Source organism: Hephaestia caeni (genome assembly GCF_003550065.1).
GTDB classification, from domain to species: domain Bacteria; phylum Pseudomonadota; class Alphaproteobacteria; order Sphingomonadales; family Sphingomonadaceae; genus Sphingomonas; species Sphingomonas caeni_A.
Genome location: NZ_QXDC01000003.1, coordinates 420,909 through 433,737 on the forward strand (window position 1 = coordinate 420,909; position 12,829 = coordinate 433,737).

General features: G+C 68.4%; 12 protein-coding genes. 4 read left to right on the top strand and 8 right to left on the bottom strand.

Annotated elements, in window-relative coordinates; all coding sequences use genetic code 11:
- Positions 1 to 3 precede the first annotated feature (3 nt).
- Positions 4 to 294 carry a 4a-hydroxytetrahydrobiopterin dehydratase gene (locus DFR49_RS10335; protein WP_119035674.1) on the top strand — a complete coding sequence of 97 codons (291 nt, stop codon included), beginning with the start codon at positions 4 to 6 and terminating at the stop codon, positions 292 to 294.
- Positions 295 to 299: 5 nt separating this feature from the next.
- On the opposite strand, the gene DFR49_RS10340 is transcribed toward DFR49_RS10335, so the two are convergent.
- A complete protein-coding gene (locus DFR49_RS10340) occupies positions 300 to 1,142 on the bottom strand; it encodes a LytTR family DNA-binding domain-containing protein (RefSeq protein WP_119035675.1) in 843 nt (280 codons plus the stop codon).
- 95 nt (positions 1,143 to 1,237) lie between these two features.
- On the opposite strand from DFR49_RS10340, the gene DFR49_RS10345 reads away from it, so the two are divergent.
- The 3 genes from DFR49_RS10345 (at position 1,238) to DFR49_RS10355 (ending at position 4,524) form a co-directional block, all read left to right on the top strand.
- Positions 1,238 to 2,455, top strand: coding sequence for an acyltransferase family protein (locus tag DFR49_RS10345; RefSeq protein WP_119036357.1), 1,218 nt, complete (start codon positions 1,238 to 1,240; stop codon positions 2,453 to 2,455).
- A complete protein-coding gene (locus DFR49_RS10350) occupies positions 2,388 to 3,308 on the top strand; it encodes an isoaspartyl peptidase/L-asparaginase family protein (protein ID WP_119036358.1) in 921 nt (306 codons plus the stop codon). The genes DFR49_RS10345 and DFR49_RS10350 overlap by 68 nt, the downstream gene beginning before the upstream one ends.
- Positions 3,309 to 3,675: 367 nt before the next feature.
- A complete protein-coding gene (locus DFR49_RS10355; RefSeq protein ID WP_119035676.1) occupies positions 3,676 to 4,524 on the top strand; it encodes a S1/P1 nuclease in 849 nt (282 codons plus the stop codon).
- Positions 4,525 to 4,662: 138 nt separating this feature from the next.
- Here the strand turns inward: DFR49_RS10355 and ispG are convergent, their stop codons facing one another.
- The 7 genes from ispG to DFR49_RS10390 all read right to left on the bottom strand — a co-directional run bounded on the left by ispG (position 4,663) and on the right by DFR49_RS10390 (position 12,693).
- Entirely contained in the window at positions 4,663 to 5,787 is a 1,125-nt protein-coding gene (gene ispG / locus DFR49_RS10360) for a flavodoxin-dependent (E)-4-hydroxy-3-methylbut-2-enyl-diphosphate synthase (protein ID WP_119035677.1), read from the bottom strand.
- A gap of 222 nt (positions 5,788 to 6,009) precedes the next feature.
- Entirely contained in the window at positions 6,010 to 7,356 is a 1,347-nt protein-coding gene (locus tag DFR49_RS10365) for a GH1 family beta-glucosidase (protein ID WP_119035678.1), read from the bottom strand.
- Positions 7,357 to 7,381: 25 nt separating this feature from the next.
- A complete protein-coding gene (locus tag DFR49_RS10370; RefSeq protein ID WP_119036359.1) occupies positions 7,382 to 8,194 on the bottom strand; it encodes a carbohydrate ABC transporter permease in 813 nt (270 codons plus the stop codon).
- Positions 8,191 to 9,069, bottom strand: a complete 879-nt coding sequence (locus DFR49_RS10375; protein ID WP_119035679.1) for a carbohydrate ABC transporter permease — start codon at positions 9,067 to 9,069, stop codon at positions 8,191 to 8,193. Before DFR49_RS10375 ends, DFR49_RS10370 begins: the two co-directional genes overlap by 4 nt.
- A gap of 20 nt (positions 9,070 to 9,089) precedes the next feature.
- A complete protein-coding gene (locus DFR49_RS10380; RefSeq protein WP_119035680.1) occupies positions 9,090 to 10,469 on the bottom strand; it encodes a sugar ABC transporter substrate-binding protein in 1,380 nt (459 codons plus the stop codon).
- A gap of 6 nt (positions 10,470 to 10,475) precedes the next feature.
- Positions 10,476 to 11,495, bottom strand: coding sequence for a LacI family DNA-binding transcriptional regulator (locus DFR49_RS10385; RefSeq protein ID WP_245968361.1), 1,020 nt, complete (start codon positions 11,493 to 11,495; stop codon positions 10,476 to 10,478).
- Between the two features lie 58 nt (positions 11,496 to 11,553).
- Positions 11,554 to 12,693, bottom strand: a complete 1,140-nt coding sequence (locus DFR49_RS10390) for an ABC transporter ATP-binding protein (RefSeq protein ID WP_119035681.1) — start codon at positions 12,691 to 12,693, stop codon at positions 11,554 to 11,556.
- Positions 12,694 to 12,829 lie beyond the last annotated feature (136 nt).

A 12,829-nucleotide genomic window follows, 5' to 3' on the forward strand; every position in this document is an offset into this window, starting at 1 on the left:
GCGATGGTCGAGCAACTGAGCGAAGCCGAGCGTGCCGAAGCGCTCGATGGCCTGTCCGACTGGGATTATGACGAGGCGCGCGATGCGATCACGCGGGCGTTCGTCTTCGCGGACTTTTCGGAGGCGTTCGCCTTCATGACGCGGGTCGCGCTGCTCGCCGAGAAGGCCGATCACCATCCCGAATGGTCGAACGTCTACAATCGCGTCGAGATATTGCTGACGACGCACGACGCCGGCGGGCTTTCCGGGCGTGACATCGAGATGGCCGACGCGATCGACGGGCTGGTGGAATGATCGTCCTATCCGCTCTGTAGCCCGTCGCGATACCGCCGGCTGCCGCGTACGGCCACGCCGCTCGCCAGCTCGACGGTGAAGTCGCCGCTCTTGTCGGTGACGACGCGACGGATCGCGGCGCGGCGGACGAGGCGGCCGCGATGAATGCGCACGAAGGCGTCGCCCAGCTCGGCTTCGACGGCGGCGAGCGTGGCGCGATGGAGCAAGGTACGTGGCGCCCAGGCGATCTCGACGTAATTGCCGGCCGCGGCGACGCTTTCGATCTCGTCGACCGGCACGTGATGCGTGATGCTGCCGTCGCCGATCGCGAGCGTGCGGACGGACGGGGCGGCCTCACCCGAGGTCGCCGCCCGCGCGATCAGCCACTGCGCGACCAGCGCGATCGCCGCGAACTGGAGATAGGTGCCCAGATCCTTGCGATATTCGTAGAGCAGCGGGTTCCCGATGCCGACCATGAAGCGGTATTGCTCGCCTTGCAGCCAATAGACCAGGATCCGGATCGCGACCATCAGGCCGATATGCCAGGCCGATGCCGGGACGCTCGCCGCCGCGACGATCAGCGCGGTCTTCCACCATGCGAGCCGCGCGCGGGCGAGCCAGGCGACCAGCAGCCAGATCGGCGGCAACAGCGTGAGCCAGGCGATGATGCTGCTGACTTCCCACAGCCAGACGTGCGCGGTCGTCACGGGCACGCCCGCGGCGGCGAAATCGCTGGCCATCGAGGTCGCGTTGGCGACCATAATGACGGCGAGGATGACGAGGAAGCCCGCGCCGAGCAGCAGCGCGAGCCGACGCTGCGCGCCGTTCATCCCGCGCCACCCGCCGCTCGTCACGCTCGCCTGCTGCATTGTCCCTCGGAAGCCTCCATCCGCCCCTTCCCGATACAAGGCTGACCGGACCGGCGCCAGTTGTCACGCATCGACGCATCCGAAGGACGATGGTGATGGAACGGCATTACGGCATGGACTGGCTGCGGATCGGGGCGTTTGCGCTGCTGATCGTCTATCATGTGGGCATGGTCTTCGTGCCCTGGGGCTTCCACGTGAAGACCGAGCACCCGCTGGTCTGGGCGGAAATCCCGATGTTCCTGACCAGCCCGTGGCGGCTGACGCTGCTGTTCGTCGTGTCGGGCTATGCGAGCCGCGCGCTGATCGGCAAGATGCCGGGGATCGGCGCGTTCCTGCGGCAGCGCAGCGGGCGGCTGCTGTGGCCGCTGCTGTTCGGCATGGCGGTGGTGGTGCCGCCGCAGACCTGGGTCGAGCTGACCACGCAGCACGGCTATACGAGCGGCTATCTCCATTTCTGGCTGACCGACTATTTCCGCTTCGGCACGCTGGCGGGGATCGTCATGCCGACGTGGAACCACCTGTGGTTCGTCGCCTATCTGTGGGTCTATACATTGGTTGTCGCAGGGGTTGCCGCGCTGCCGGTGGGGGCGCGGGCGCAGGCGTGGTTCGATCGCGCGTTCGGCGGCTGGCGCGCGCTGGTGCTTCCCGCGCTCTATCTCGTGCTGCTCGAGGCGGTGGTCTTTCACCGGATCGACGACACCCACGACCTGTTCCGCGACGGGGTGGCGCACCTGCGCTATCTGCCCGCGTTCGCCTTCGGCTTCGGCCTCGCGGGATCGCGGCCAGTGATGGCGGCGCTGGCGCGGCACTGGAAGGCGGCCGCCGTCGTCGCGATCGGCTGCTACGCGACGCTCGCGGGGCTGCTAATCGCCTGGCCCGATTTCAGCTTCCCCGGCGACGCGAGCGTGCTGGCGTATCGACTCGCGCGGCACGGCGAGGCGTGGCCCGCGATCGCGGCGCTGATCGGGATCGCCGAGACCTTCTGGAACCGCGATTCGGCGTGGCGCCCGATGCTGACCGAGGCGGTGTTCCCGTTCTACATCATCCACCAGACGGTGATCGTCGTCGTCGGCTACGCGATCATCGGGCGCGGGATCGCACCGGGGGCCGAATTCGCGATCCTGCTGGCGGCGACAGTGGCGGGGTGCTGGGCCTTCTATCTGATCGGGCGCGAGATCGGCTGGCTGCGGCCGCTGATCGGGCTGAGGGTGGCGAAGGCCCGCGCGTCTGCTACACCGCGCGGCGATGGACGACTGGACCCTGCTGATCCACGGTGGCGCCGGGATTCTCGAGCGCGGGAAGATTGCGCCTGAGGCCGAGGCGGCCGCGCGCGACGGGCTTGCCCAGGCGCTGGAGGCGGGGAGCGCGGTGCTGCGGGGCTGCGGCACCGCGCTTGACGCGGTGGAGGCGGCGGTGCGCGCGCTGGAGGATCATCCCGCATTCAACGCCGGGCGCGGATCGGTGTTCACCTATGAGGGCCGCAACGAGATGGACGCCGCGATCATGGACGGGCGCGACCGTTCGGCCGGCGCAGTGGCGGGCGTCGTCGCGACGCGCAATCCGATCAGCCTCGCGCGCGCGGTGATGGAGCACAGCCCGCACGTCATGCTCGCCGGGCGCGGCGCCGACGGCTTCTCGCGCGACCACGGGCTGGAGCAGGCCGATGCCGACTGGTTCGCGCTCCCCGAGCGGCGCGCGCAGCTCGACGCGATGAAGGCATCGGGCGGCAGCGCGTTCGATGTCGACATGAAATACGGCACCGTCGGCGCGGTGGCGCGCGACGCGCACGGCCATGTGGCGGCGGCGACCTCGACCGGGGGCATCACCGGCAAGCGCTGGGGCCGGGTGGGCGATTCGCCGATCGTCGGCGCGGGTACCTGGGCCGATGACCGGGCGTGCGCGGTCTCGTGCACCGGATCGGGCGAGTTCTTCCTGCGCGTCGGCGTCGCGCACGAAATCGCCGCGCACCTCCGCTTCGCCGGCGAAAGCGTGCAGACCGCCGCCGATGCGGTGATGGCCGAGGTCAAGGCGATGGGCGGCACCGGCGGGGTGATCGTGGTCGGCGCCGACGGCACGCCGGCCTGGTCGCTGACGACGCCCGGCATGTATCGGGCACGAGCGCGGGCGACCGGGGTGCCGGTCGTGGCGATCTTCGGCGACGAATGAACCGGCGTGGGGCGCCGCGGGCGCGGAAGAAGAAGAATGGTTCACGCGGAGGCGCGGAGACGCGGAGGTGTATCGTTGGTGGTGCCGTCGGCCGCGCCAGCGGCCAATCATTTCACGGCAGCCTCGGACTTCAGGGTCTCGCTGACGCGAGACGGAGGCAAAACGCGCCGACTCTCCGCGTCTCCGCGCCTCCGCGTGAATCATTCTTCTTCGAGCCGGTCGGGTATGACCCTGGACTCCCGCTTTCGCGGGAAAACGATGGTGCAGGAAGAATGAAGGCGCCGCCGCGTGAACATCGTCTTTCTTCGCACCGCCGCGCGCCGCGAAACGTAACGACAGTGCCTCGGTAGCGGCGTAAGGCGCGTTCATGATTCGTCGTCTTTCGCTGCTGCTCGCCGCCTTTGCCCTCACCACCCTCGCCGCGTCTCCGGCCGCTGCCTATTGGGAATATGGGCATGAGACCGTCGCAAAGATCGCGATGCTCAACGTCAAGCCGCAGACCCGCGCCAGGGTGCGCGCGCTGCTTGCCCATGCCGGCGATCTCGATACCCCCGAGTGCCCGGCGCGCACGCCCGAGCAAGCGGCGGTGTGGCCCGATTGCGTCAAGAAGCTGGGCGACCGGTTCAAGGCGACATTCGTCTGGCACTATCAGGACGTGAACATCTGCGCGCCGTTCGCGCTGCCGCCCGAATGTGCCGACGGGAATTGCGTCTCCGCGCAGATCACGCGCGACATGGCGACGCTGAAGGACCGGCACGCGGCGCGGATCGACCGGCTCAAGGCACTGGTGTTCCTGATCCACTTCGTCGGCGATCTGCACCAGCCACTCCACGCGGGCGAGAAAGGCGATGCCGGCGGCAACAAGGTGAACGCGGCATACGGCATCTACGCGCCGCCGCGGCTCAACCTGCACAGCGTGTGGGACGGGCTGCTCGCCGAACGCGCGATCTCGACCCCGCCCTCGATCGTCCGCCGCTATTCGGCGGCCGAGAAGGCGCGGATGCAGGCGGGCGACGTGATCGACTGGAGCCGCGAGAGCGCCAAGGTCGCGCACGATTCGGTCTATGGCAGCGTCATGCCCGATCCGTGCGCGCCAACCCCGGCCAAGGTGACGCTCGACGAGGCAACGATCGCGCGGCTGGTGCCGGTCGCGCAATTGCAGGTCGCGCGCGGCGGGCTGCGGCTGGCCAAGTTGCTCGACCAGGCGTTCGGCTGAAGAACCGGCTCAGTCCCCTCGTCACCCCGGACTCGTTCCGGGGTCCAACGTGCCTCAAACGCTACCGCTCGTGGAGGGTTGGATGCCGGAACGAGTCCGGCATGACGTGTGGCCGATCTACACCGTCTGCCCCGTGGGTTATTCCGCCGCGATCTGCTGAGCGGCCTCGGCGGCGTCGATCTCGGCGGCCTTGGCCTCGACCAGCTTGACGATGTGATCGACCATGTCGGCATCCTGCACGTGGTGATCGGTGACGCCCGAGAGATAGACCATATGGGTGCCGTTGCCGCCGCCGGTGATGCCGATATCGGTCTCGCGCGCCTCGCCGGGGCCGTTGACGACGCAGCCGAGCACCGACAGGCTCATCGGCGTGCGGATGTGCTGGAGGCGCTCCTCCAGTTTCTGCACGGTGCGGATGACGTCGAACCCCTGCCGCGCGCAACTGGGGCACGAGACGACGCGGACGCCGCGGTTGCGGATGCCGAGCGCCTTCAGAATTTCGAAGCCGACGCGCACCTCGTCCTCGGGCTCGGCCGACAAGGAGACGCGGATCGTGTCGCCGATCCCGAACCACAGCAGGCTGCCGATCCCGATCGCCGATTTGACCGTGCCCGACACGAACCCGCCCGCCTCGGTGATGCCGAGGTGCAAGGGACAATCGACCATCTCGGCGAGTTGCTGATAGGCGGCGACCGCGAGGAACTGGTCCGACGCCTTCACCGCGACCTTGAACTCGTGGAAATCGTGATCCTGGAGGATCTTGATGTGATCCATCGCCGATTCGACGAGCGCCTCGGGGCACGGCTCGCCATATTTTTCGAGCAGGTCGCGCTCAAGGCTGCCGGCGTTGACCCCGATCCGCATCGAGCAGCCGTTCGCCTTGGCGGCGTTGATGACTTCCTGCACGCGGTCGGCCGAGCCGATATTGCCCGGATTGATGCGCAGGCACGCCGCGCCGGCATCGGCGGCTTCGAGCGCGCGTTTGTAGTGGAAATGGATGTCGGCGACGATCGGCACGCGGACGGCGCGCACGATCTGCTTGAGCGCGGCCGTACTCTCCACATCGGGGCAACTCACGCGGATGATGTCGACGCCGGCGTCCTCGCAGCGGCGGATCTGGTCAATCGTCGCTTTCGCGTCCGAGGTCGGCGTGTTGGTCATCGTCTGGACGGTGACCGGCGCATCGCCGCCGACGGGCACGTTGCCGACCATGATCTGGCGGCTCTTGCGGCGCACGATATCGCGCCAGGGACGAAGAGACATGGGAGAATTCCTGCGTTTGCGCAGCCCATATAGCGCTTGCGCGGTGCAGGTGAAAGGCAGGTGGATCAGACGCCGTTCGAGAATGCGCCTTCCGGCGCATTGCCGCACCGGCCCACTCCCCCACCCGACCACCCATAGGATAATCGCATTGGGTGGCCGGGTGGGGGAGTGGGCCGGTGCCGTTTTCGGAAATCGCTCTTCCGCGATTTCTCGAACAGACTCTCAGCCGTTCGGCAACGCCCCGTTCCCCGCGATCACGTCGCGATAGAAATGCGCGCTGTTCTTGAGCGTGCGCGCCTGGGTTTCGAAATCGACATGGACGATGCCGAAACGCTGGGCGTAGCCGAGCGTCCATTCGAGATTGTCGAGCAGCGACCACAGCATATAGCCGCGCACGTCCACCCCGCGCGCGATCGCCTCCCCCACCGCCGCGATATGGGTGCGCAGGTAATCGACGCGCAGCGGATCGTCGATCGCGCCGTTCATCGCGCGCGGCGGATCGTAGAAAGCGGCGCCGTTTTCGGTGACGTAGAGCGGGATGTCGCCATATTCGGCGCGGACCCAAACGAGCATGTCGGTGAGCGCCTGCGGGGAGACTTCCCACCCCGTCGTCATATGGGTTGAGCGCGGCTGCGGCACCGGCGCAGCGCGGGTGAGGAATGCGGCATCATCGGCGCGCACGACGCTGCGCGTGTAATAATTGACGCCGAGGAAATCGAGGCGCTGGCGGGCGAGCGCGAGATCGTCCGGCGACCAATCCTGCCACGCCTCGCCGTACATCTCGGCGAGTTCGGGCGGGGTGCGACCACAGAGCGCGGGATCGAGATACTGACGGTTCATATACGCCTCCGCCCGGCGCTGCGCGGCGTGGTCCGCTGCGCTGTCCGATGCCGCCTGCTTGGGTTCGATATTGACGACGAGGCCGATCTCGTGGGCGCCGCCGGCGCGGTAGGCCTGCACCGCCCGCCCGTGCGCGCGCATCAGGTTGCGGCTGACGATCGGCGCCTCGAACATGTTGCGATGCCCCGGCGCGAGCACGCCGTTCAGATAGCCGCCGTCGGCGACCACCCACGGCTCGTTGATCGTCACCCACCGCGTCACCCGCCCGTCGAGCCGATCGAACAGCACGCGCGCATAATCGGCGAACCAATCGGCGCTGTCGCGGTTGAGCCAGCCGCCGCGATCATCGAGCGCGGCGGGCAGATCCCAGTGATAGAGCGTGACGAGCGGTTGAATCCCGTTCGCGAGCAATTCGTCGACCAGCCGCTCGTAGAAATCGAGCCCGGCCTGGTTGATGCGGCCGGTGCCCTCGGGCAGCACCCGCCCCCAGGCGATCGAGAATCGATACGCCTGCAACCCGAGCGTCTTCATCAGCGCCACGTCGTCGTGCCAGCGGCGGTAATGATCGCACGCAACCTCGCCGGTGTCGCCCTTGGCGATCATCAGCCGCGGATCATGACTGAAGCGCCGCCAGATCGACGCGCCCGCCCCATCGGCGAGCGGCGACCCTTCGATCTGATAGGCCGCGGTGGCGGCGCCCCACAGGAAATCGTCGGGAAAACGGGTCATACGCAAAACCGTCCTGTCGGTGAGATCATCCCTTGACGCTTCCCGCGAGCAGCCCGCGAACGTAGAAGCGCTGGAGCGCGAGAAAGAGCAGCAGCACGGGGACGAGGGTCACGACCGCGCCCGCCATCATCAACTCGATATCCTGGACATGCTCGCGCGCCAGCCCGGCAAGGGCCACCGGCAGCGTCTGCTTGTCGGCATCGTTGAGGATGATCAGCGGCCAGAGAAAGTCGCTCCAGCTCGTGAGGAAAGCGATGATCGCGAGCGTGATCAGGATCGGCGCCAGGCCGGGGAGCACGATGTGCCCAAAGATGCGCCATTCGCCCGCGCCGTCGACGCGCGCGGCCTCGAGCATCTCGTCGGGAATCGACAGCGCATATTGGCGCACGAGGAAGATGCCGAAGATCGTCGCGAGATTGGGCGCGAGCACGCCCGCGAAGCTGTTGACCAGCCCCAGTTCCTTGCACAGCAGGAACAGCGGGATCATCGCCACCTGCGCGGGGATGACGAGCGCGGCGATCAGCAGCCGGAACAGCCGATCACGCCCGCGGAAATGGAGCTTGGCGAAGGCGTAGCCCGCGGTGACGTTGAACGTCAGCGACAGCAGCGTGGCGAGGATCGCGAGCGCGAGGCTGTTGGCGAAATAGCGCGCCATATCGAGCCGCGCGAACAGCATCGTGTAATTCGTGAAGGTCGCATGATCGGGCAGCAGCGGCGGCGGCGTGTGCGCGGCGTCGCCCGGCGCCATCAGCGACACCGATACCATCCACGCCAGCGGCACCAGCGTCACCAGCGCGAGCAGGGCGAGCAGCCCGTTGACCGCGACCGCGCGCTTCATGCCCGGCTCCACCGGCGCGCCAGCGCGAGCTGCGCCAGCGTCAGCGACAACAGGATCGCGAACAGCACCACCGCGATCGCGGTCGCAACCCCGAGGTTCCAGAATTTGAAGCCCTGATCGACCATCATGTAGATGATCGAGGTCGTGCTCTCGACCGGCCCGCCCTGTGTCATCACATAAGGCTCGGCGAAAAGCTGGAAATAGCCCGCGACCGTGAGGATCGAGACGACGAGCATGATCGGCGCGAGCGCAGGCAGCGTGACGTGGCGGAATTGCCCCCACGCCCCCGCGCCGTCGATCCGCGCGGCCTCGTACAATTCGTCGGGGATCGTCTGGAGCCCGGCGAGCAGGATGATCATGTTGTAACCGAAATTCTTCCACACCGCGAAGATCACGATCGCCGGCATCGCCCAGGCGGGATCACCGAGCCAGTCGATCGGGGCAATGCCGACGCGCCCGAGCGCCCAGTCGATCAGCCCGTATCGGGCCTGGAACAGATACCGCCAGATCAGCGCGACCGCGACCAGCGTGGTCACCACCGGCGCGAAATAGATCGTGCGAAAGACGCCGCGCCAGCGTGCCACTCTGGAATTGACGAGCAACGCGGCGCCGAGCGACAGCGCGATCGAGAGCGGCACGCCGAGAATGACGAATTCGGCAGTGTTGCCCAGCGCCTTCCAGAACAGCGGTGTGCGGGCAAGCGCGAGGTAATTGTCGAGCCCGACGAAGCGCAGATTGCCGAGATCGGCAAGCGCATAGATGTCGAAATCGGTGAAGCTCAGGAGCAGCGCCGCCACGACGGGCAGCGCGAAGAACAGCCCGAGCGCGGCGAGCGCGGGCGCGACGAAGGTCCAGGCGGTAAGCTCGCGGCTCATGCGGGGATGCCTTCTCGTCGTCATGCCGGACTTGTTCCGGCATCCAACCCTCCGCGAGCGTCGACGCCTGAGGCGGGTTGGATCCCGGAACAAGTCCGGGGTGACGGAGGCGGCGATGTGGCAGCGCGGCACGCGGACGCTCCGCCGGACGCCCGCTCCAGCATCCAGCGGCGCTTGGTGAGGATCGCGTCGGCGCGGGCGTCGATGTCGGCGGCGACCGCGGCAACGGGCGTGTCGTTATGCGCGGCGGCCTCGGCGACGAGGCGCATTTCGGTCGCGATCCGTTCCCATTCGGGCACTTTGGGGCTGGGCCTGAGCCGGGTGAGTTGCGCGGCGAAGGCGCGTTCGGGGAGGCCCTCGACAAGCGCAGGCGCGCGCCATGTGCTGCGGCGCGGCGGCAGATCGCCGGTCAGCGCATGGAGGCGGCGCTGGATTTCGGGGCGCGAGAGATAGGCGATCAGCCGCCACGCGGCATCCTGCCTGTCCGAACGGCGGAAGATGACGAGGCTCGATCCACCCGCGGTCGAGACCCCCGGCCCATCCGGCCCCGGCATCGGCGCGGTCGCCCAGATATACTGGCGATCCGGCGGCAGGCGGCGACGGAACTCGCCGATCTGCCACGGCCCGGTGATGTAGAAAGCGAAGCGCCCGCGATCGAATTCGTCCCAGATGTTGGCGACCTGCGTGCTCGTCCAGGCAGGCGCGAGCCCAGAGCGGATCGTATCGAGATAAAAGCCGAGCGCGCGTTCGAAGCCCGCGCTTTCGAAATTGCCGTGGCCGTCGTCGGTCACCATCGGCTCGGGCGCCTGAAGCCCCAGGACCTGAAGCGGTTCGTATTCGTTGAGCGGGAAATAGGCGGCGTAGCGCCCCGGCCCCACGAGCGCCTTGATCGCCACCATCTGCCGCCGCCATTCGGTCCAGGTGACAGGCGGCGCATCGAAGCCGGCGCGCTTCAGGATGTCACGCCGGTAGAACAGCAACCGCGTATCGACATACCAGGGCACGCCGTAGAGGCGCCCGTCGATCAGGTTGCTTGCCCACACGCCCTCGAAATAATCGTTCGGATCGATCGACGGCGTCGCGGCGACACGCGCGTCGAGCGGCACCAGCGCGCCCAGCGCCTCGAATTCAGGCACCCAGGTGTTGCCCATCTGCGCCATATCGGGCAGCGAATCGCCCGCGAAGCCGGTCAGCAATTTTTCGTGCGCGCCGTTGTTGGGCAGCGCGGTCACGCGCACGCGGATACCCGGATTCTCCGCCTCGAAACCCTTGACGAGCGCGCCGATCACCTCGCCTTCGCGGCCCATCGCCCACATGGTGAGTACGGTCCTGTCCGGGGCGCGGGTGCAGCTTGCGAGCAGCGCTATCAGCGCGAGGATCAGCAGGCAGCGTCCGGGCACGGTCGGCTAGCCTCCCCCGTCGCCCGCGCGGAGGCTGGAGGCGCGGACCAGCAATTCGGGCATCAGGTGATCGGGCTCGCCCGCCGGCGCGGCCGGATCGTCGATCGCCTCGATCAGCCGATCGAGCGCGCGCGCGCCGAGATCGGCGATGCGAATCCCCATCGTGCTCAGCCGCGGCGTCACGAAGCGCGCGATCGGGACGTCGTCGAACCCGATGATCGCGACCTTTTCGGGCACCGCGACGCCCCCCTCGATCAGCGAGACCATGCACGCGATCGCCATGATGTCGTTCGCCGAGAACACGCCGTCGATATCGCCGCGCGCGCGCAGCGCCCCGGCGGCGGCGACCCCCGCTTCCTCGGAGAAATCGCCGGGCAGGACGAGTGGCGTTTCGTCACCAAGCAAGGCGCGCGCCGCCTCGCGGAAGCCGCGCGCGCGTTCGAGCGCGTCGGCATTGTCCGCCGGGCCGGCGATATGCGCGAGCCGCGTGCAGCCCTGCGCGACCAGATGCTCGACCGCCGCCCACGCCCCGGCATGGTTGTCGATCACGATCGAGGCGTGGCCGGCGCCGTCGAGCCGCGCGCCCATCACCACCGCGGGCAACCCGGTCGGCAGATTGGCGACGAGGACGTCGGCGTCGATTTCGGGCGACATGACAAGCAGGCCGTCGACGCGCCCGCGCATCGCGCGGATCGCGAGCGCGGTCTCATCGGCATTGCCGTGCATGTTGGAAAGCAGCAATTGCAGGCCGCGGCGGTGCGCCGCCCGATCGATGCCGCGAATGATCTCCGAGAAGAATTCGCCGAACAGATCGGGCAGCACGACGCCGATCGTGTTCGAGCGCCGGGTCGACAGGCTGCGTGCGCCGAGATGCGGCACGTAGTTGAGCGCCTGCGCGGCCGAAAGCACGCGCTCGCGCGTCGCCGGGGTGACGCTGTGATGGCCGTTCAGGGCCCGCGACGCCGACGCGACCGACACCTCGGCCGCGCGCGCGACATCCCTGATCGTGGCGGTTCCGATGGCCACGGGCCGCATCCCCCCGAATTTCGTCACCGGCCGCGCCAACGCGCCCGTGTAACCGTTTTCACGACACGCTTCTAAGCCGGTTGTCAGCCTGGCGCCAAGATTCTTTTTGTGTCGGCGCGCCGTTGCCGATCGTCAAGGCGCCGCCGTCGCCGCCGAACAGATGGAGCCGATCGGGCGGCAGCGCGACCGACATCGTCGCGCCGGGCGCGGGGCGATCGGTGGTCGTCACGAGCAACGGCTCGGCAAGGCCAGGCAGATCGAGATGGACGACCTGGATCGCGCCGAGCGATTCGACGAAGCGCACTCGGCCCTCGCGGGCGTTGGCGCCGCTCTCCGCGACATGCTCGGGCCGGATGCCGATCGAGACCGGGGCACCGGGCGCGATCCCGGCGAGCGGCGGGCCGTCGAGGAACGCGCCGCCGGCAAGGTCGAACCGCGAGCGATCGGGGCCGGCCTCGCGCAGCGTCGCCGCGATCAGGTTCATCCGCGGGGTGCCGATGAAGCCGGCGACGAAGCGCGTCGCGGGCCGGTCATACAATTGCTGCGGCGTCCCGACCTGCTCGATCCGGCCCTGGTTGAGCACGACGATCCGATCGGCGAGCGTCATCGCCTCGACCTGATCGTGCGTCACGTAGAGCATCGTCGCGCCGAGCGCGCGGTGGAGGGCGGCGAATTCGTAGCGCATCCGGACGCGCAGCGCGGCATCGAGGTTCGACAGCGGCTCATCGAACAGGAACACGCGCGGCTTGCGCACGATCGCGCGGCCGATCGCGACGCGCTGGCGCTGGCCACCCGACAGCACCGCCGGCCGGCGATCGAGCAGATCGGTGAGATCGAGCGTGGCGGCGGCGGCATCGACCGCGGCGCGGATCTCAGCGCGCGGCAGCCGCTGCATCCGAAGCGCGAATTCGAGGTTCGCGCGCACGCTCATGTGCGGATAGAGCGCGTAGGACTGGAACACCATCGCGATGCCGCGCTCGGCGGGCGGCAGATGATCGACCACGGCGCCGCCGATCGCGACCGACCCCGCGCCCGGCGCCTCGAGCCCCGCGATCACGCGCAGCAGCGTCGACTTGCCGCAGCCCGACGGCCCAACGACGACCACGAACTCGCCGTCGGCGACCGTGAGATCGACGCCGTCGAGCACCGTCGTGTCGCCGAACGCTTTGCGCACGCCCGTCAGCCGGACGTCGGCCATATCCGCCTCTCCCGAGCGATGGAGCCGTGGGTGATGCGCGTTCGCCCGGCCGCTGGCAAGGGGCGTGCCGCCGCACCTGTTGCGCACCCGCCACGATGATGATAGCGCCCGCCGCTTGACCCTGCGGGTACTTTCG

Bases quoted from the DNA above. Each gene is read 5' to 3' on its own strand.
- DFR49_RS10340 (WP_119035675.1), bottom strand. From the start codon at position 1,142: ATGCAGCAGGCGAGCGTGACGAGCGGCGGGTGGCGCGGGATGAACGGC.
- DFR49_RS10370 (WP_119036359.1), bottom strand. From the start codon at position 8,194: ATGAAGCGCGCGGTCGCGGTCAACGGGCTGCTCGCCCTGCTCGCGCTG.
- DFR49_RS10365 (WP_119035678.1), bottom strand. From the start codon at position 7,356: ATGACCCGTTTTCCCGACGATTTCCTGTGGGGCGCCGCCACCGCGGCC.
- ispG (WP_119035677.1), bottom strand. From the start codon at position 5,787: ATGTCTCTTCGTCCCTGGCGCGATATCGTGCGCCGCAAGAGCCGCCAG.
- DFR49_RS10350 (WP_119036358.1), top strand. From the start codon at position 2,388: ATGGACGACTGGACCCTGCTGATCCACGGTGGCGCCGGGATTCTCGAG.
- DFR49_RS10355 (WP_119035676.1), top strand. From the start codon at position 3,676: ATGATTCGTCGTCTTTCGCTGCTGCTCGCCGCCTTTGCCCTCACCACC.
- DFR49_RS10390 (WP_119035681.1), bottom strand. From the start codon at position 12,693: ATGGCCGACGTCCGGCTGACGGGCGTGCGCAAAGCGTTCGGCGACACG.
- DFR49_RS10345 (WP_119036357.1), top strand. From the start codon at position 1,238: ATGGAACGGCATTACGGCATGGACTGGCTGCGGATCGGGGCGTTTGCG.
- DFR49_RS10375 (WP_119035679.1), bottom strand. From the start codon at position 9,069: ATGAGCCGCGAGCTTACCGCCTGGACCTTCGTCGCGCCCGCGCTCGCC.
- DFR49_RS10335 (WP_119035674.1), top strand. From the start codon at position 4: ATGGTCGAGCAACTGAGCGAAGCCGAGCGTGCCGAAGCGCTCGATGGC.